Origin of the sequence: Burkholderia sp. MS455, from assembly GCF_016899445.1 — a bacterium.
GTDB lineage: Bacteria > Pseudomonadota > Gammaproteobacteria > Burkholderiales > Burkholderiaceae > Burkholderia > Burkholderia pyrrocinia_C.
In genome coordinates, this window is the sequence record NZ_CP041778.1 from 3196842 (window position 1) to 3214351 (window position 17510).

At 67.6% G+C, this 17510-nt stretch carries 16 protein-coding genes; 6 read left to right on the top strand and 10 right to left on the bottom strand.

What is annotated here, in order from left to right; genetic code table 11:
• The first annotated feature begins 273 nt into the window (after nt 1-273).
• Both FPJ27_RS18680 and FPJ27_RS18685 read left to right on the top strand, forming a co-directional pair.
• The gene (locus tag FPJ27_RS18680) at nt 274-543 is read left to right on the top strand and encodes a hypothetical protein (protein ID WP_072440048.1); all 270 of its coding nucleotides are present in this window, start codon (nt 274-276) and stop codon (nt 541-543) included.
• 154 nt (nt 544-697) lie between these two features.
• Nucleotides 698-1693: a DedA family protein/thiosulfate sulfurtransferase GlpE gene (locus FPJ27_RS18685; RefSeq protein ID WP_072440046.1), complete on the top strand. Its 996-nt coding sequence runs from the start codon at nt 698-700 to the stop codon at nt 1691-1693.
• 55 nt (nt 1694-1748) lie between these two features.
• Here the strand turns inward: FPJ27_RS18685 and FPJ27_RS18690 are convergent, their stop codons facing one another.
• The 7 genes from FPJ27_RS18690 to FPJ27_RS18720 form a co-directional block, all read right to left on the bottom strand.
• On the bottom strand, nt 1749-3221 hold the full coding sequence (locus FPJ27_RS18690) for an OprD family porin (protein ID WP_204422092.1): 1473 nt from the start codon (nt 3219-3221) through the stop codon (nt 1749-1751).
• Nucleotides 3222-3385: 164 nt separating this feature from the next.
• Nucleotides 3386-4405 carry an oligopeptide/dipeptide ABC transporter ATP-binding protein gene (locus FPJ27_RS18695; protein ID WP_072440042.1) on the bottom strand — a complete coding sequence of 340 codons (1020 nt, stop codon included), beginning with the start codon at nt 4403-4405 and terminating at the stop codon, nt 3386-3388.
• Nucleotides 4402-5394 (bottom strand): ABC transporter ATP-binding protein, encoded by a 993-nt coding sequence (locus FPJ27_RS18700; RefSeq protein WP_204422093.1) that lies wholly within the window; start codon nt 5392-5394, stop codon nt 4402-4404. Before FPJ27_RS18700 ends, FPJ27_RS18695 begins: the two co-directional genes overlap by 4 nt.
• Nucleotide 5395: 1 nt before the next feature.
• A complete protein-coding gene (locus FPJ27_RS18705) occupies nt 5396-6298 on the bottom strand; it encodes an ABC transporter permease subunit (protein WP_072440038.1) in 903 nt (300 codons plus the stop codon).
• 13 nt (nt 6299-6311) lie between these two features.
• A complete protein-coding gene (locus tag FPJ27_RS18710; RefSeq protein ID WP_047902206.1) occupies nt 6312-7250 on the bottom strand; it encodes an ABC transporter permease subunit in 939 nt (312 codons plus the stop codon).
• An 11-nt stretch (nt 7251-7261) separates the two neighbouring features.
• Entirely contained in the window at nt 7262-8875 is a 1614-nt protein-coding gene (locus FPJ27_RS18715) for a peptide ABC transporter substrate-binding protein (protein WP_204422094.1), read from the bottom strand.
• Nucleotides 8876-9054: 179 nt separating this feature from the next.
• On the bottom strand, nt 9055-9636 hold the full coding sequence (locus FPJ27_RS18720; protein WP_034181602.1) for a cupin domain-containing protein: 582 nt from the start codon (nt 9634-9636) through the stop codon (nt 9055-9057).
• 498 nt (nt 9637-10134) lie between these two features.
• Between FPJ27_RS18720 and FPJ27_RS18725 the strand changes: the two genes are divergently transcribed.
• Together FPJ27_RS18725 and FPJ27_RS18730 are read left to right on the top strand one after the other, a co-directional pair.
• A complete protein-coding gene (locus FPJ27_RS18725) occupies nt 10135-11655 on the top strand; it encodes a peptide MFS transporter (RefSeq protein ID WP_072440034.1) in 1521 nt (506 codons plus the stop codon).
• A gap of 117 nt (nt 11656-11772) precedes the next feature.
• Nucleotides 11773-11979 (top strand): hypothetical protein, encoded by a 207-nt coding sequence (locus FPJ27_RS18730; RefSeq protein ID WP_072440289.1) that lies wholly within the window; start codon nt 11773-11775, stop codon nt 11977-11979.
• Nucleotides 11980-12025: 46 nt separating this feature from the next.
• Here the strand turns inward: FPJ27_RS18730 and FPJ27_RS18735 are convergent, their stop codons facing one another.
• From FPJ27_RS18735 to FPJ27_RS18745, 3 genes are all read right to left on the bottom strand, one after another.
• Complete coding sequence (locus tag FPJ27_RS18735; protein ID WP_072440032.1) at nt 12026-13150, bottom strand: OpgC domain-containing protein; 1125 nt, start codon at nt 13148-13150, stop codon at nt 12026-12028.
• Between the two features lie 413 nt (nt 13151-13563).
• A complete protein-coding gene (rarD, locus tag FPJ27_RS18740) occupies nt 13564-14463 on the bottom strand; it encodes an EamA family transporter RarD (RefSeq protein ID WP_204422095.1) in 900 nt (299 codons plus the stop codon).
• Nucleotides 14464-14479: 16 nt separating this feature from the next.
• A complete protein-coding gene (locus FPJ27_RS18745) occupies nt 14480-14776 on the bottom strand; it encodes an acylphosphatase (RefSeq protein ID WP_034187849.1) in 297 nt (98 codons plus the stop codon).
• Nucleotides 14777-14977: 201 nt separating this feature from the next.
• Here FPJ27_RS18745 and hpnA point away from each other — a divergent pair, with 201 nt between their 5' ends.
• On the top strand, nt 14978-15985 hold the full coding sequence (hpnA, locus tag FPJ27_RS18750) for a hopanoid-associated sugar epimerase (protein WP_204422096.1): 1008 nt from the start codon (nt 14978-14980) through the stop codon (nt 15983-15985).
• Nucleotides 15986-16093: 108 nt separating this feature from the next.
• A complete protein-coding gene (locus tag FPJ27_RS18755) occupies nt 16094-17485 on the top strand; it encodes a phage tail protein (protein ID WP_204422097.1) in 1392 nt (463 codons plus the stop codon).
• Nucleotides 17486-17510 lie beyond the last annotated feature (25 nt).

Below are 17510 nucleotides of genomic sequence, written 5' to 3' on the forward strand. Positions count from 1 at the left end.
CCGCGGCGATGCGGCGACGCGTGTTGCACCGCGTGTCGCCGCCCGCGCCGGCGCTGCCGAGAACGCCGGTCAGGCGCCGGCCCCAGCCGCGCGCGATCCGGCTGAAACGCCCGCCCGGCGCGGGTCAAACATCAGAAGGATGTGCGGTACAACCCTCATTTCACCCCAACGAAAATGCTCCGTGTTGCGGCCCGTTCGCGTTAAACTGCGACAAGCTGTATTCAACAAACACATCTTCGCCGTTACGGCACCCACGACACGAGGATAGGTTCGATGCGCACAACCGGCTCATCCGGGGCAATGACCCTGCTCACCGAACACGACGCGGCCGACGGTCGCCAACTGCGGTCGCTCCGGCTCGAAGCAACCGGCGACGGCAAGAGCGTGTTGCTGATCGAGATCGACGAACGCAAGCCCGGCATCCACCGCGAGGTCCGCTACGAGATCACGCCGGCCGAACTGATCGCGGCGATCCGCTCGCACGGCGCCGAGCTGCCCGGCGAAAACCATGGCGCCGCGTCGCTTGCCCGCACTCCCTCCTGATTTCGCACGGTGAGCCGCGCGCAACGCGCCGGCTCACCGGCATTCCCCTGCCGCCGTCAGGCGCTTTGCGTCATTCCCGCCGCTGTCTTGAAAATGGCCGATAATCGGCCCATCTGCGTTTCCTGCCCACGCACTTCCTTTTCGGCCAGCCGTCATGCTCCTCCGTGACCTCGTCGCCCAGTACGGGCCGCTTCTCGTGTTCGCCAACGTGCTCGCGGCGGCCATCGGCCTGCCGGTGCCCGCGATGCCGACGCTCGTGCTGTTCGGGGCGATGTCCGCGATGCATCCGGCGATGATCGGCTCGCAGCTCGTGACGGTAGTCGCGCTGTCGGTGCTCGGCGCACTGATCGGCGACACCGTCTGGTACGTCGCCGGGCGGCGTTACGGCGGCACGACGCTGAAGACGATCTGCCGGCTGTCGCTGTCGCGCGATACCTGCGTGCGCAAGACCGAGCGCTTCTTCGGCCGCTACGGCGTGCGCGTGCTCGCCGTCGCACGCTTCATCCCCGGGCTGTCGCTCGTGTCGGTGCCGATGGCCGGCGCGCTCGGCACGCGGTATCGCACGTTCGCCGGCTACGACGCGCTCGGCGCCGCGGTGTGGACCATCGTCGGACTGGTGGCCGGAATCGTGTTCTACCGGCAGATCGACTGGCTGTTCGCCGGCGCGAGCCACCTCGGCCGCGCGGTGCTGCTGGTCATCGTCGCGCTGCTGGCGATCTATGCGGCCGTGCGCTGGATGCGCCGCCGCGCGCTGATCCGCCAGCTCGCGAACGCACGGATCGGCGTCGACGAACTCGACCTGCTGCTGCGCGACGCCACCGCGCCGGTGGTGCTCGACGTGCGCTCGCCCGAGCACCGCAAGCTCGACCCGTTCACGATTCCCGGTGCGCAGTTCGCCGACGAGCGGCAGATCGGCGACATCGCCGCGCGCTATCCGCTCACGCAGAAGTTCGTCGTGTTCTGCTCGTGTCCGAACGAAGTGACGGCCGCGCTGATGGCGAAGCGCCTGCTCGACGCAGGCTTCACCGATGCGCTTGCGCTGCGCGGCGGCCTCGACGCATGGCGCGATACGGGCCGCCAGCTCACGTCGCTCGCGGAAGAGATGCCCGCCGCGAACGATCCGGTCGCGGGGCTGCACAAGCCGGCCTGATCGCACTGCTCGCAGGCCGGCCGCGCGATGCGGGGGGCCGTGCGCCCCCCTTCGATCAGAACGCGTGCAGCGGCAGGTTCACGACCAGACGATACTCGGTGTTGGTCGCATCCGAGTAGTGTGCCGAGCCGTTGTGCCACATCGCGATGAACGTGACCTTCGTGTCCTTCAGCTTGCCGCTCTGGAACGTGTACGACGGGATGAAGCCGAACTCGTGGTGACGGCCCTGCACCGGCGCGCCGTTGCTCCAGTAGATGCTCGACTTGCTCGGGTCGTTCGCCGCGCCCGCGCTGCCGTCCGCACCCCAGCCCGTCACGCCCCAGACCATTGCCTTGAAGCCCGGCAGGCCCGCTTCCTTGCCGTAGAACGTGTAACGCAGCTGCAGCGACTTTTCGTGCGGCGCGTTGTAGTCGACGTCCATCGAGTTGGTCAGGAAGATGCCGTTCGTTTCGTTCAGGTAGTCGAAGAACTGGTCGCCGAGCACCTGCTGGAAGCCGAGCAGCAGCTCGTGCGGGCCGTGCTGCGCGGCCACCGACAGGCTGTATGCGTTGTTGTCGATCTTGCCCTGCCGCGCATCGCCCGTGTCGTGCGTCGAATAGACGTTGCCGAAGCCCGTCCACTTGATCGTCTGCGGGCTGCCGATGCTGTGCTTCACCGACGCGTAGTATTGGTGCCACACATCGTCGGCCTGGTTCGCGTACAGCGCGACTTCGCCGTTCGGCGAGTAATCCCACGTGCCGCCGACATACGACAGGCGATTGATGCGCGTGCCGCCGTATTGCGTCGTCAGGTTGGTGAGCGTCGTATGACCGCGCGCGTCGGTCTTCGTGAAGCTGCCGGCCTCGAGCATCACGTTCTTGAATTCATTGCTGACGATCGTCGCACCGAGGAACGTCGGCGGCAGCGCACGGTTGTCGTGCTGCTCCATGAACGGGTTGTCGACGGCCTGCAGACCGTACTTGACCACCGTGTTCGAGATGCGCGCCTTGATGTCGTAGATGCCGGGGTAGGCCCACGCGAGCTGGTTGCCGCCGCCGCCGCCCTTCGCGATGTGCACCATGCTGCCGGCGCCCTGGCCGCCGTCGAGCTTCAGTGCCGCATACAGCGACGCGTCGAAGCCGATACCGATCAGGCCCGTCGTATAACCCGACTCGAAGTTCGCCATCGCGCCCTGGACCCACGCGTGGCGATGCGGGCCGCCCTTGTTGTCGAGCACGTCCGCATAGTTGCGGAACAGGAAGTCGAGATGGCTGTCGGCGATGAAGCCCTTCGACTTCGACTGGGCCGACGGTTCGTCGGGCGGCGTGACGGCCTGGGTCGCCTCGGCGTTGATGACGGCGTTCGGGGTCGTTGCCTGCGCAACGGCCGTGCCCGTGCCGGCGGCCGGCGCGGCCTGCGCGACCGTCAGCGGCGCGGGGGCTGCGTCGTCGGCGTGCGCGACGCCCGTCAGCGAGACGCCGGCGAGTGCCGGCAGTCCCCATGCAAGCAGCATCTTCGATGCCGTCCCGATCGTCTTCTGCTTTTTCATCGTGATTCTCGTCTTGTGTTGATATCGTCCACGCCGGTTGCGATCCGCTCCCGGCCCCCCGGCGTGCCCGGCTAAGGACGCGCCTGTACCCGCGGCGCGAAGATCGTTCGCGCCGTACCTACCCCTGTTGACCTGCCTGGTTTTATTTGTTGCGTTGCTTCAAATCACGCCGCGCCCGCGCGGATGCACGCGACACGCGCCGCCGACCCCTGCCGTACTTCCGGCAGCGGCACGTCCTGCGCGCACGCGTCGATCGCGACCGGGCAGCGCGTGCGGAACGCGCAGCCCGACGGCGGGTTGAGCGGCGAGGGCATCTCGCCCGCCAGCAGCATCGGACGGCGAGCACGCTCGCGCGCCGGCTCCGGCGTCGGCGCCGCATCGAGCAGCGCCTTCGTGTACGGGTGCTGCGGCACGCCGTACACGTCATGCCGCGTGCCGAACTCCATCACGCGGCCGAGATACATCACGAGCACACGCTGGCTGATCGCCTTCACCACGGCGAGATCGTGTGCAACGAACAGATAGGACAACGACAATTCCCGCTGCAGGTCGCGCAGCAGGTTTACGATCTGCGCCTGGATCGACACGTCGAGCGCCGAGACAGGTTCGTCGCAGATCACGAGCTTCGGCTCGCCGATCAGCGCGCGTGCGATGCCGACCCGCTGGCACTGCCCGCCGGAGAATTCGTGCGGATAACGCAGCAGGTGATGTGCGTTCAGGCCGACGCGTTCGAGCATCGTGACCACACGGCGGCGCACCTCGGTGCGGCCGAGGCCGGCGTGGTGCGTGACGAGCGGCTCGGCGACGACCTGCTCGATCGTCATGCGCGGATCGAGCGACGCGAGCGGATCCTGGAAGATCATCTGCACTTCGCGCCGCATCGCGTTGCCGCGCAGGTGATCGGGCACGACGGCTTCGCCGCGCCATTTCACGGTGCCGGCCGTCATCGGCACGAGGCCGATCAGCGCGCGCGCGAGCGTCGACTTCCCGCAGCCCGATTCGCCGACGAGCCCGACCGTCTCGCCGCGCTTCACGTCGAACGACACGCCGTCGACCGCGCGCAGCGTGCCCTTCGGCGACCACGGATAGCCGCCGAGCGGCACGCGGAAATGCACCTTCAGATCGTCGACGGACAGCAGCGTGTCGTCCGTCGCGCCGGCATCGCGGCTTTCATTGACGCTCATCGCAGACCTCCCGCCAGATCGGCCACCGGGCGGTGGCATGCGCGCACCGCGCCCACGGCGCCATAAGTTTCGAGCGCGGGGCGCGCGACACCGCAGCGTTCTTCCGCATACGTGCAGCGCTTCGCGAACGCGCAGCCGGCCGGCGCGGTGCCGGGCATCGGCGGGTTGCCGGGAATCGCGACGAGCGGCGCATCGTCCGCATCGGTCAGGCGCGGCAGCGCGTTGAGCAGGCCGATCGTGTAAGGATGCGACGGCGCCGCGAAGATCGAATCGGCCGGCGCGTATTCGACGGTGCGGCCCGCATACATGACCATCACGTCGTCCGCGAGGCCGGCGACCACGCCCATGTCGTGCGTGATCAGCACGATCGCGGTGCCGCGCTCGCGGTTCAGCTCGCGCAGCAGGTCGATGATCTGCGCCTGCACGGTCACGTCGAGCGCGGTGGTCGGCTCGTCGGCGATCAGGATTTCCGGCTCGGACAGCAGCGCCATCGCGATCATCACGCGCTGGCGCATGCCGCCCGAGAATTCGTGCGGATACATGCGGATGCGGCGCGCCGCGTCGGGAATGCGCACCGATTCGAGCGCCTCGATCGCGCGCTTGTTCGCTTCCCTGCGCGACAGCTTGCGATGCAGCTGCAGCGTCTCGGTCATCTGCCGCTCGATCGTCAGGAACGGATTGAGCGACGTCATCGGATCCTGGAAGATCATCGCGATCCGGTCGCCGCGCACCGCGTTCAGCGCGCGCGTATCCATCTCGAGCAGGTTGTCGCCGCGGTAGCGCGCGGTGCCGGTCGTCGTGCCGTTGCCGGCCAGCAGGCCGAGCAGCGCCATCACGGTCTGGCTCTTGCCGGAGCCCGATTCGCCGACGATGCCGAGCGTCTTGCCGGCTGCGAGCGAGAACGACACGCCGCTCACGGCGTCGATCGGCGGCGCGTCCTTGCGCGTGAAGCGCACGCCGAGGTTGTCGACTTCGAGTAGTGCACCCATCTCAGCGATCCTTCGGGTCGAGCGCGTCACGCAGGCCGTCGCCAACGAAGTTCACGCAGTAGAGCGTCACGCACAGCATGACGGCCGGGGCCAGCAGCAGCCACGGCATCGATTCCAGTTTCTGCGCGCCGTCCTGAATCAGCACGCCCCAGCTCGTCATCGGTTCCTGCACGCCGAGGCCGAGGAACGACAGCACCGATTCGGTCAGCACGATGTTCGGCACCGAAACAGTTGCGTACACAACGACGACGCCAAGCAGGTTCGGCACGACGTGGCGCAGCACGATCGACGCCGGCGTCACGCCGATCGCGCGTGCCGCGTCGACGAATTCGCGGCTGCGCAGCGACAGCGTCTGGCCGCGCACGACACGCGCCATGTCGATCCACGAGAACGCGCTGATGGTCAGCACGACCAGCATGAACGAGCGGCCGAACAGGGTCATCATCAGGATTGCGATCAGCAGGTACGGGATTGCGTACATCATGTCGACGATGCGCATCATCACGGAGTCGACGCGGCCGCCCGCGAAGCCCGCGGTCGCGCCCCACGCGACGCCGAACAGGCCCGACACCAGCGTGCCGAGCAGGCCGACCTCGATCGACACGCGGCCGCCGATCAGCGTGCGCACGAGCAGGTCGCGGCCGAGCTCGTCGGTGCCGAACCAGTGCTGGTTCGTCCACGTCGGCGGGAGACTGATCGAGCCCCAGTCGCTTGCGGCGGGATCGGCCGCGAGCACCCACGGGCCGACGAAGCACGTGATCGTGATCAGTGCGAGCAGCACGAGGCTGAACACGGCCGCGCGGTTGTGAAGGAAACGCGCCATCGCAAGCGCGAGCGGCGAGCGCGAACGCGGCGGCGAGTCGGTCTGCACGGGCAGGCCGACGACGGGAGTAGTCGGAGTCATCGCAGTGCCTCGCTCAATAACGGATGCGCGGATCGAGCCACGCGTACGCGAGGTCGACCAGCAGGTTGAACAGCACCGCGCAGACGGTCGTCAGCACGACGAGGCCGAGCACCAGCGTGTAGTCGCGGTTGATCGCGCCGTTCACGACGAGCTGCCCGAGCCCAGGCAGCGCGAACACCGATTCGGTGACGACGGCTGCGGTGATCGACGAGATGCAGACCGTGCCGAACAGCGAAACGACCGGCATCAGCGCAGGCTTCAGCGCGTGGCGCAGCACGATCGTCGAGCCCGGCAGGCCTTTCGCGCGCGCGGTGCGGATGTAGTTGCTCGACAGCGTCTCGATCATCGAGCCGCGCATCACCCGCGCGAGCAGCGACATGTTGATGAAGGTCAGCAGCACGATCGGCAGCAGCCGGTACTGCCAGCCGCCGTCACCCCAGCCGCCCGCCGGCAGCCAGCCGTTGCCGGCCGAGGTTTTCAGCAGGATCGCGAAGATCCACACGAGCACCGGGCCGAGCACGAACGGCGGCACGACGTTGCCGATGTTGCCGATCAGCATCACGATGCGGTCGATGAAGCTGTCGCGGCGCACGGCCGCGACGGTGCCGAGCAGCACGCCGAGCCCGATCGAGATCGGGATCGACACGCCGCCTACGCCGAGACTCACCGGCAGCGCCTTGCGCACGAGATCGTTCACGGACCAGTCGACATAGCGAAACGACGGACCGAGATCGCCGTGCAGCAGCGCGTCGAGATACAGCAGGTACTGCTTCCACAGCGGCTGGTCGAGGTGGTACTTCGCGTTCAGGTTCGCGAGCGTTGCCGCGGAAAGCTGCTTCTCCGTATCGAACGGGCCGCCGGGCGTGAAGTGCAGCAGCAGGTAGCAGACGGTGACGACCGCGAGGATCGTCGGCACCGCCCACAACGTGCGCCTCAAAGCGTAGGCCAGCATGATCGCTCCGCTCAGTGCTTGATCAGGTACATGTCCTGCGAAGCACGCATGTCGATCACGTTCTTCAGCGAGTACCCGCCCACATAGGGCTTCACGAGACGGTCGGCCGAGTACTGGAACAGCGGCACCATCGGCGTGTCGTTCAGCGCGAGGTCGTGTGCCTGCGTGAGCAGCGCGGCACGCGCCTTGTCGTCGAGCTTCTGGTTGCCTTCGTCGACGAGTGCGTCGGCCTGCTTGTTGCAGTAGCCGACAGTGTTCTGCGCGCTGCCGCAACGCAGCAGGTCGAAGAACGTCATCGCGTCGTTGTAGTCGGCGAACCAGCCGTCGCGCGCGATCTGCACCTTGCCGTCATGCCGCTCCTTCATCAGCACCTTGAACTCGACGTTCTCGAGCTTGGTGTTGACGCCGAGCTTCGTGCGCCATTCCGACGCGGCGAACAGCGCGACCTTCTTGTGCAGGTCGTTGGTGTTGTACGTCAGCGTGAACGACAGCGGCTTCGCATCCGAGTAGCCGGCCTGCTTCAGCAGGTTCTTCGCTGTCTCGACGCGCTTGGCCATCGGCCACGACGCCCAGTCCGGCGTGAACGGCTGCACGCCCTTCGTGCCGTTCGGCATCAGCCCGTACATCGGCTTCTCGCCGGCCTGCGTGAGCTTCGAGGTCAGCACCTCGCGATCGAGCACCATCGACAGCGCCTGGCGCACGCGCTTGTCCTTCAGCGCCGGATCGTTGTTGTTCAGGTAGTAGTAGTACGTCGCGAGTTGCAGGCCCTGGCGCAGTTCGCCGCCGAACTGCTTGCTGACCTGCTGGAAGATCCCCGACGGAATCGAGTAGCTGTAGTCGATCTGGCCGGCCTGGTACATGCGCATCGCGGTCTCGTCGCTTTCGATCGGCAGGTACGTGACCTTGTTGATCACGACCTTCGGCGCGTTCCAGTATTTCGCGTCCTTCGAGATCACGATGCGGTTGTTCGGCTGCCAGTCGACCAGCTGGAACGGGCCGTTGCTGACGATGTTGCCCGGGCGCGTCCACGCGTCGCCGAGCTTCGTCACCGTGTCCTTGTTCACCGGCGCGAGCGGCACCATCGCGGTCAGCTCCGGGAAGAACGCGACGGGCACGTCGGTCGTCACCTCGAGCGTGTACGGGTCGACGGCGCGCACGCCGAGCGTCGACGGCGCGGCCTTGCCGGCGATGATGTCCTTCGAGTTCTTCACGAACTCGACGAGGATCGTGTATTTCGAGCCCGTCTTCGGATCGACGAGGCGCTGCCACGCATAGACGAAATCGGCGGCCGTCACCGGCTGGCCGTTGCTCCACTTCGCGTCGTGGCGAAGCTTGAAGATCCACGTCTGCGGCGTCTTGCGCTCCCACGACAGCGCGACGCCCGGCACGACCTGGCCGGCCGCATCGATGCGGGCGAGCCCTTCGAACAGGTCGAGGCCGATCGTGTTGCCGGTCCACGATTCGATGTGCGCGGGGTCGAGCGACTCGACCTCGGCAGGCACCTGTCGCGTCAGGTCCTGCTGAGGAGCGAGCGCGACGTTCGACGGAACGGTAACGGCGTGGGCGACGGGCGTCGTCAGGGCGAGCGCGGCCAGCACGGCCGACATGGCATGCAAGGATTTCATCGTGGCAGTCTTGAGAAAGTGGGTTCGGTGAGCGTCGCGCGGCGAATGCCGCGGATTACGCGTGAGACGCTGACGGGTGCAGCGATCGAGGAGGCCCGTGATTCCCGTATTTCATCTTAGTATTCCTTACGTTTCTTTCGACAGGCATCCCGTCTTGGAAACGAAGGAATACCTGTGCGTTAGAACAGCCTCGGCGTACCGACCCAGACCACCACCGACTCGATCTTCGCGGTGTTGACCCAGCTGTGCGGGACCGTCGACTGATAGTGCGAACTGTCGCCGGCCTGCAGGACGAACGTCTTGCCTTCCAGCGTCAGAGACACTTCCCCTTCAATCACATACAGGAACTCTTCTCCTGCATGTGTCGTCACTTCCGACCGCTTCTGCCCCGGCGGCAACCTCACGAGGATCGCCTCGAGCTGTCGCCCTTCGGATACGTTCGTCAGCCGCGCGAACAGGTTCGCCGAATCGGCAAACCCGAAGAAGCGCAACTGCTCGCCTCGGCAGACCGAGCGTTCCTCGCTCGGCGTATCCACGAAGTACTGCACCGTCACACCGAGCGCGTGCGCGATACCGGCCAGCGACGTCAGTGACGGCGACGCGAGCCCGCGCTCGACTTGAGACAGAAACGGCTTCGAAATCCCCGCGGCGGTAGCGGTGTCGTCGAGCGTGCGCTTGAGTCGTTGGCGCAACGCGCGAATCTTGCTGCCCAGTACGGCGGCAGCGTCTGCTGACCGCGAGTTTTCAGTGGGGGGAACCATAGCAGGCCGAAAAGTGATCGTCAAAAAATGTTTGATGGAAAATAACTAAGTTAGATCGATATAGCTTAGTCTTCAGGTTCGCACACGCCTTCGGCGTTGAGCCCGGTGCGCTAAACAGGGCACGAAGCAAGCGAAACGACGCGCTATCTTGCCAGACTCGCCGGCTTCACAGGCAAGCTGCAAGCGGCTCTCCGGGAATCTTCGGAGGGCCCGCCCAGAAGTTTACAAATAGATGATGAGACGAATCTTCCTGAAAGTTGCTGCCATATCGGGAGTTTCCCTAAGTGGCGCATACCGGACGCACCGGACCGGCGAACGTTACCATCCGCGCGCCGGTCGGGGTCGCTCCCCGCCTCATCGGGCGGTGTTCGCTCCCGGCCCGGGCTAACCGCCCGACTGTTCCATCGCCGATGCCAAGCCTACCCGGCCCATTGTGCACAGGCGCCAGTTAGACCCAAGACGACGCGTGATCCGTGCCGTCCGTTTCAACCGAGATTGATGATGCATTCACCTGTTTCACAAACCCGATCGTTCACGACGGTCTTCCTCATCGAAATGTGGGAGCGCTTCGGCTACTACGGCATGGCCGCGCTCCTGGTCCTCTTCATGGTCGACCGGCTCGGTTTCACCGACAGCCATGCGAACCTGACCTGGGGTGCGTTCACCGCGCTCGTCTATGCGGCACCGTCGATCGGCGGCTGGATCGGCGACAAGGTGCTCGGCGCCCGCCGCACGATGATCATCGGCGCGGCCGTGCTGTGCGCCGGCTACCTGATGCTCGCGGTACCGAACGATCACCTGACGTACATGTACGCGTCGCTCGGCGTGATCGTCGTCGGCAACGGCCTGTTCAAGGCCAACGCGGCGAACCTCGTGCGCCGCATCTATGAAGGTGACGATGCGCGCATCGACAGCGCGTTCACGATCTACTACATGGCGGTCAACATCGGCTCGACGGTGTCGATGCTCGCGACGCCGTGGATCAAGGATCACTGGGGCTGGCACGCCGCGTTCGCGGTCTGCTGCGGCGGCATGCTGCTCGCGATCCTCAACTTCATGCTGATGCACCGCACGCTCGCGCATGTCGGCTCGCAGCCGGACGAACAGCCGATCCGCTGGAAGCGCCTCGGCGCGGTCGCGGCAGGCGGCGTCGCGCTCGCGCTGATCACGCTGTACGTGCTGCAGCACAAGCAGCTCGCGGTCGCCAGCGTGTGGACGGCAGCGTTCGCGATCCTCGCGATCTTCGCGTACATGATCGCGAAGTCGGAGCGCTCGGAACGCGCGGGCCTGATCGCGGCGCTCGTGCTGATCGGCCAGGTGATCCTGTTCTTCATCTTCTACGTGCAAATGTCGACGTCGCTGACGCTGTTCGCGCTGCGCAACGTCGATCCGCGCTTCATCCTGTTCGGCACGACGCTGTTCACGTGGAGCGCCGCGCAGTTCCAGGCGCTGAACCCGATCTGGATCATGCTGCTGAGCCCGGTGCTCGTGTGGGTCTACAACGCCGTCGCGAAGGGCGGCCGCGACCTGCCGGTCGCCGCGAAGTACGCGCTCGGCTTCGGCGCGGTCGCCGCGGGCTACCTGGTGTTCACGATCAGCGGCCGCTACGCGGTCGACGGCCGCGTGTCGTCGTGGTTCATGGTGTGGGGCTACGGCCTTTACTCGCTCGGCGAACTGCTGGTGAGCGGCCTCGGCCTCGCTATGATCGCCCGCTACGTGCCGGCGCGCATGAGCGGCTTCATGATGGGTGCGTATTTCGTCGCGACGGGCGTGTCGCAGTATCTCGGCAGCGTCGTCGCGAACTTCGCGCAGATGCCGTCGCACGAGCTGCCGGCCACCGAATCGCTGCCGCTCTACCTGTCGCTGTTCGAGAAGCTCGGCTGGCTCGCCGCGATCGGCATGCTGCTCGCGCTGCTGCTGCTGCCGCTGATGAACCGCCTGTCGCGCCAGCATCAGCGCTGCGCGGAAGAGCGGCGCGAGGAAGCGCTGCAGGCGCAGGCCGTCACCGCGGCCCAGTAAGTACTATCCCTTGGCGTGCGGCATGCACGCCACATTCCCCTGCCGGTTGCGCGATCGCGTCCTACACTGGTGGAAACGCATCCGATCCGTCGCGATGCGCACTGGCGGGAGAAAATCATGAAAAGCAAGACCACGAGGCTGCTGAGGATACTGTCGGACATCCGGCACGCTCAGCGCTGCACCGCGATTCGCGCCGCCCGCGCCGCAGCCGAAGCCGACGCGGTACTCGCGGAGCGCGACGACCCGGCGCCGGACGACCGAGACGACGCCGAATCCGACGACGCAACCGCCGTTCCCCGCTCCCGTATCGGCTCACCTCACTGACGCCGCGCGGCACGTTGCGTGCCGCACGCGCCTCTTCCCGCGCCGCTCACGCGGCCGCACTGCGCCACCGCGCGATCCACGTTCCCGAACCGGCCACGGCCATCATCAGCCCGAGCGCGCATGCGTCGGCCACGAGGCCCACGCCGACGTGCCGCAGATCGGCGCCGTGCGCGACCGGGTGCAGCAGCGAATCGATGACGAGCGAAATCGCCGCGCCCGCGACGAAGCAGATCAGCCCGCGCTGGCCGATCGCGACGACGGGCCGCACGCCCTGCGCGATCCGCGCGATCCAGCCGTAGCGCACGCAATCGGCCATCAGCCACGCGACGGCCGCGAAGCTCACGACGCGCGGCAGCGCGAGATCGCGCTTGAGCACGCCTTCGGGCAGCGGCAGCCCCGAGAACAGCTTGTAGCTCGCACAGCCGAGCACGACCGCGCACGCGACGCCGGTCGCCGCGGCGCCCCACCGCCCGAGCGCGATGCGCCGGTAGAACGGCTGGCAGCGCGCGAGCACGCCGGCGACGAACATCAGTTGCCATGCAAACGGGTTGAAGCTCCAGCGAAAGCCGTCGGTATCCAGCAGTTCGGGGCCGAGCCAGCCCGCCGCCAGCCACGACGCGACGCCGAGCGCGACCAGCAGCCACGGATGGCGGCGCGCGAACGGCACGAGCACCGGCGACGCGAGCGCGAACAGCACGTACATCGGCAGTACCGACGCGAGATACGGCTGGCGCTGGAACGTCAGCAATTCGGCGAGGCCCGTGAGCGGCGAAGCAAGCATCACGCTGACGTCGTCGAGCGCGAGGTTCGGCGCATCGATCCCGTAGTGATCGAGCACGGCCGACACGACGAGCATCAGCGTCGACGTCGCGAGAAACGCGCGGTAGATCTGCATCGCGCGGCGCACGAACCGGCGCTGCGCGGCGCGCGCGCCCTGCCGTTCGGCGATCGCGCCGTACGCGCTCGCGGTCGCGAAGCCGCCGAGGAAGACGAACACCTCCGCCGCGTCGCACAGCGCGAACGCGTGCAGCGTCATGCGCGACAGCACGCTCGCGCCGATGTGATCGACGACGATCATCAACAGCACGAGCCCACGGAAGAAATCGACTTCGATCAAGCGGCCGCTGTGCGACGGCTGGACCGCGACGGACGACGGCATGCTCAACGACATGAGCGCACCTGCGCAACGGCGGCGCGACAGGCGCCGGGGAATGGATCGGGAATGAGAAGGCGAGCGCGATCAGCGGCGATGCGCGTATGCCCGCATCGCGCCAAACCAGCCGGCCAGGCACGGAGATGACCGTTCATTGGAAAGCTGCATACGAAGGGAAGTCGGTCAGGCCAGTCTAATGGCCGATCCGGGGAGACCCTAAGTAACAAAATGCAACCGAATCTTCTGTTCGATTACAAGCGTGAGACCGGCGACATGAAGCGGGCAGAGCCGCCAGATTCACGCCAGCGCGTCGCCAGTTTGCGGTCAGTATCGATGTGTTCGATCACGGTTCGACCGCTGTTCGATCGTCGAGCGATACACGATGCGCGGCACGTCCCGCGCGGCCGCCGCACCGCGATCGAGATCGAAACTTATCCGCGCGCGGGCAAGCGCCGCATCAGCATTGCGCTGTGCCACGCGGTCAGCGCGACGGCGACCCAGATCGGCCCGTATGTCGCGAGCTTCGCGATGCTCAGCGTCTCGCCGAGCAGCAGCAGCGACACCGCGACGAGCAGCACGGGCTCGACGTAGCCGAGTATCCCGAACAGCGCCATCGGCAGCATCCGGCTCGCCTTCAGGTAGCTCGCGAGCGCGAGCGTGCTGAGCACGCCGAGCCCCGGCAACAGCACGGCCCACAGCACCGGATTGCTCGCGACGCGCGTCGTGCTCGCCGCGACCATCGCAAACGCGAACGGGCACAGCAGCACGATCTCGATCGCGAACGCGGCCAGCGAATCCGCGTTGATCCGGCGACGCAGCACGAAATACGGCGGATAGCCGAGCGCGACGACGAGCGTCGGCCACGCGAACGCGCGCGTCGCCCACACTTCGTGCACGACGCCGAGCGCGGCGCACGCGACCGCCGCCCATTGCAGCGGGTCGAGGCGTTCGTGATAGTAGAAGCGGCCGACGAGCACCATCGTCAGCGGCAGCAGGAAATAGCCGAGCGACACCTCGAGCATGCGGCCGTGCAGCGGCGCCCACAGGAACAGCCACAACTGCAGGCCGAGCAGCGCCGCGCTCGCGGGCAGCGCGATCAGCAGACGCCAGTCGCGCACGCTACGCCGCGCGAGGTCGACGAGCGCGGGCCAGCGGTCGCGCAACGCGATCAGCGCGAGCGCGCCCGGCGCGGTCCACAGTACGCGCCACGCGAAGATGTCGAGCCCGGTGAGCGGCGCGAGCAGCTTCGCGTAAACCGACATCAGCGCGAACAGCGTCGATGCCATCACCGACAGCATGAGGCCGCGCCCGGCTTCCGGATACCCCGTCATGGTTGTCGTGCGCCTGTTACTGCTGCTGGAAACGCTCGAAGCGCCTTTCGGTCCGGCGTTCCTCGAACGTCACCTCGGTCACGCGCGCGGCCGGCGGCCCGTGGCGCAGCCACGCGAGCATCCGGTCGATCTGCGCGCCGGGGCCCTGGATCATCGCCTCGACGCTGCCGTCCTCGAGATTCGCGACCCAGCCGCGCAGCTTCAGCGCATGCGCCTCGCGCACCGTCGCGTGACGGAAGCCGACGCCCTGCACGACGCCGCGCACCCGCACGTAGTAGGTCTCGATCCGTTCGTCCAGTTCATTGCGGCTCATCGCGTCGCCCTCCCGTTGCATTCAAGCCCGGCATTGTAGTCGGGTCGGCCGCTTCGCACACGCGTGGCGGACCGGCCGCACGCCGCCACGCAAGCACGGCCCGCCGGGGCGCCGGCGTTGCGTCGCCGCACGCGCCGACCACGTACAATCTCGCCGACGCTCAACCGCCGCGCCGCTCGCGCGCGGCCCTGAAGGAAACGCATGACTGATACCTCCCGCGATCTCGTTCTCGTCACCGGCGCGTCCGGTTTCGTCGGCTCGGCCGTCGCGCGCATCGCGCAGCAGAAAGGCTTTGCGGTGCGCGTGCTCGTGCGCCCGACCAGCCCGCGCACGAACGTCGCGGATCTCGAAGCCGAGATCGTCACCGGCGACATGCGCGACGAGGCGTCGATGCGCGCCGCGCTGCGCGGCGTGCGCTACCTGCTGCACGTGGCGGCCGACTACCGGCTGTGGGCGCCCGATCCCGACGAGATCGAGCGCGCGAACCTCGAAGGCGCGGTCGCGACGATGCGCGCGGCACGCGCCGAAGGCGTCGAGCGGATCGTCTATACGAGCAGCGTCGCGACGCTGAAGGTCACGAGCGCGGGCGACCCGTCCGACGAAAACCGGCCGCTCACGCCCGAGCAGGCGATCGGTGTCTACAAGCGCAGCAAGGTGCTCGCGGAACGCGCGGTCGAGCGGATGATCGCCGACGAAGGGCTGCCGGCCGTGATTGTCAACCCGTCGACGCCGATCGGCCCGCGCGACGTGAAGCCGACGCCGACCGGCCGCATCATCGTCGAAGCCGCGCTCGGCAAGATTCCCGCGTTCGTCGACACGGGGCTGAACCTCGTGCACGTCGACGACGTCGCGCACGGTCACTTCCTCGCGCTCGAGCGCGGCCGGATCGGCGAGCGCTACATCCTCGGCGGCGAGAACCTGCCGCTGCAGCAGATGCTGGCCGACATCGCGCAGATGACGGGCCGCAAGGCGCCGACGATCGCGCTGCCGCGCTGGCCGCTGTACCCGCTCGCGGTCGGTGCCGAAGCGGTCGCGAAGTTCACGAAGAAAGAGCCGTTCGTCACCGTGGACGGGCTGCGGATGTCGAAGAACAAGATGTATTTCACGTCCGCGAAGGCCGAGCGCGAGCTCGGCTACCGTGCGCGCCCGTACCGCGAAGGGCTGCGCGATGCGCTCGACTGGTTCGGCTCGGCGGGGTACCTGAAATAACACAAAGCGGCGCACGGCGCGCCGCCTTGCGCACTTTGTTACACGTCGCGCGCGGACCGGCACCGGCGCAGCGGTTAAAATCGCGGGTCTTACGCAGAGAAGACACGCATGAACCTGAACGATCAGATCGATTCGCTCAACGCGGGCGTCGATCAGCTCCTCCACGATCACCACGCCGCGCAGCAGGCGGCCCGCAGCGCGGAAGCCTTCGCGCGCGCCGCAGCAGCGGAAGCCCAGGCCGCGGCGCAACGTCACGCCGCCGCGGAAGCCGAAGCGCAGGCCGCAGCGCAGCGCCACACGGCGGCAGCCGCCGAGGCCGAAGCCGCGCAGCAGCGCCACGCGGAAGCCACCGCCGCCGCCGAAGCCGCCGCCCACCGTCATACGGATGCCGCCGCGCAAGCCGAGGCCGCCGTGCTGCGCCATACGGAAGCCACCGCACGGACCGAAGCACTCGCGCAACGTCATGCGGATGCCGAAGCCGCATCGCAACGACACGCAGCCGCGATCGCCGAGGCCGAGGCCGCCGCGCAACGCCATGACGCCGCCGCGACCGAAGCCGATGCGGCCGCGCAGCGCCATGCGGCAGCGGCCGCCGAAGCCGAGGCCGCCGCGAAGCGTCACGCGCAAGCGACCGCCGAAGCCGAAGCGGCCACGCAGCGCCATACAGCCGCGATCGCCGAGGCCGAAGCGCTCGCGCAGCGTCACGCGGAAGCGATCGCCGAAACGCAGGCCGCCGCGCAGCGTCATGCCGATGCGACCGCCGAGGCCGAAGCCGTCACGCAGCGCCACGCCGAAGCGATCGCGCAGGCCGAAGCCGCCGCACAACGCCACGCCGAAGCCACCGCGCAGGCCGAAGCCCTCACGCAGCGCCATACCGAAGCGATCGCGCAGGCCGAAGCCGCCGCACAGCACCACGCGAAGGCCGTCGCCGACGCCGAAGCGCTGGTCGAGGCCGTCGTCAACGAAGCCGCGACGAACGCGGTTGCCGCCCCGGCCGTTGCCGCCGAAACCGTCGAACCGGCACCGGCGGACACGCCGGCGGCGGAACCGGCTGTGAACGCATCCGCGCCGGCTGCGGCCGATACGACAGCCGACGCCGGAACCGCGATCGTCGCGCCGGCGCAAGCCGAAGCCGCGACCGAAGCCGAAACCGAAGCCGCCGCCGCCCCGGCCGACAAGGCGACGCTGCACGTGGCGCGGCCGTCGCAAAACGAGATCGCGCTGACCATCAACGGCGAATCGATCACGCTGAATCCGGACCAGCTCGGCCAGCTGATCGAGGAACTGGCGCATGCGCGCGCGTCGATGCAGCCGGAACCGCCGCAGGGCATCCCGCCTGGCTGGCGTTTCGTGTCGACGAAGAACCCGATGATGGCCGTGCAGAAGCAGTCGAACGGCGACCGCCTGCTGGTCGCCCGCCACACCGGCTTCGGCTGGGTGCCGTTCACGTTCTCGCCCGACGTGGTGATCCAGATGTACATGATGCTGACCCAGCGGTAAGCACCGGCAGCCAGCACCGCCGAAA

Excerpts from the sequence above, each read along its gene's own strand:
- FPJ27_RS18680 (WP_072440048.1), top strand. The coding sequence starts at position 274 with ATGCGCACAACCGGCTCATCCGGGGCAATGACCCTGCTCACCGAACAC.
- FPJ27_RS18685 (WP_072440046.1), top strand. The coding sequence starts at position 698 with ATGCTCCTCCGTGACCTCGTCGCCCAGTACGGGCCGCTTCTCGTGTTC.
- FPJ27_RS18690 (WP_204422092.1), bottom strand. The coding sequence starts at position 3,221 with ATGAAAAAGCAGAAGACGATCGGGACGGCATCGAAGATGCTGCTTGCA.
- FPJ27_RS18695 (WP_072440042.1), bottom strand. The coding sequence starts at position 4,405 with ATGAGCGTCAATGAAAGCCGCGATGCCGGCGCGACGGACGACACGCTG.
- FPJ27_RS18700 (WP_204422093.1), bottom strand. The coding sequence starts at position 5,394 with ATGGGTGCACTACTCGAAGTCGACAACCTCGGCGTGCGCTTCACGCGC.
- FPJ27_RS18705 (WP_072440038.1), bottom strand. The coding sequence starts at position 6,298 with ATGACTCCGACTACTCCCGTCGTCGGCCTGCCCGTGCAGACCGACTCG.
- FPJ27_RS18710 (WP_047902206.1), bottom strand. The coding sequence starts at position 7,250 with ATGCTGGCCTACGCTTTGAGGCGCACGTTGTGGGCGGTGCCGACGATC.
- FPJ27_RS18715 (WP_204422094.1), bottom strand. The coding sequence starts at position 8,875 with ATGAAATCCTTGCATGCCATGTCGGCCGTGCTGGCCGCGCTCGCCCTG.
- FPJ27_RS18720 (WP_034181602.1), bottom strand. The coding sequence starts at position 9,636 with ATGGTTCCCCCCACTGAAAACTCGCGGTCAGCAGACGCTGCCGCCGTA.
- FPJ27_RS18725 (WP_072440034.1), top strand. The coding sequence starts at position 10,135 with ATGATGCATTCACCTGTTTCACAAACCCGATCGTTCACGACGGTCTTC.
- FPJ27_RS18730 (WP_072440289.1), top strand. The coding sequence starts at position 11,773 with ATGAAAAGCAAGACCACGAGGCTGCTGAGGATACTGTCGGACATCCGG.
- FPJ27_RS18735 (WP_072440032.1), bottom strand. The coding sequence starts at position 13,150 with ATGTCGTTGAGCATGCCGTCGTCCGTCGCGGTCCAGCCGTCGCACAGC.
- rarD (WP_204422095.1), bottom strand. The coding sequence starts at position 14,463 with ATGACGGGGTATCCGGAAGCCGGGCGCGGCCTCATGCTGTCGGTGATG.
- FPJ27_RS18745 (WP_034187849.1), bottom strand. The coding sequence starts at position 14,776 with ATGAGCCGCAATGAACTGGACGAACGGATCGAGACCTACTACGTGCGG.
- hpnA (WP_204422096.1), top strand. The coding sequence starts at position 14,978 with ATGACTGATACCTCCCGCGATCTCGTTCTCGTCACCGGCGCGTCCGGT.
- FPJ27_RS18755 (WP_204422097.1), top strand. The coding sequence starts at position 16,094 with ATGAACCTGAACGATCAGATCGATTCGCTCAACGCGGGCGTCGATCAG.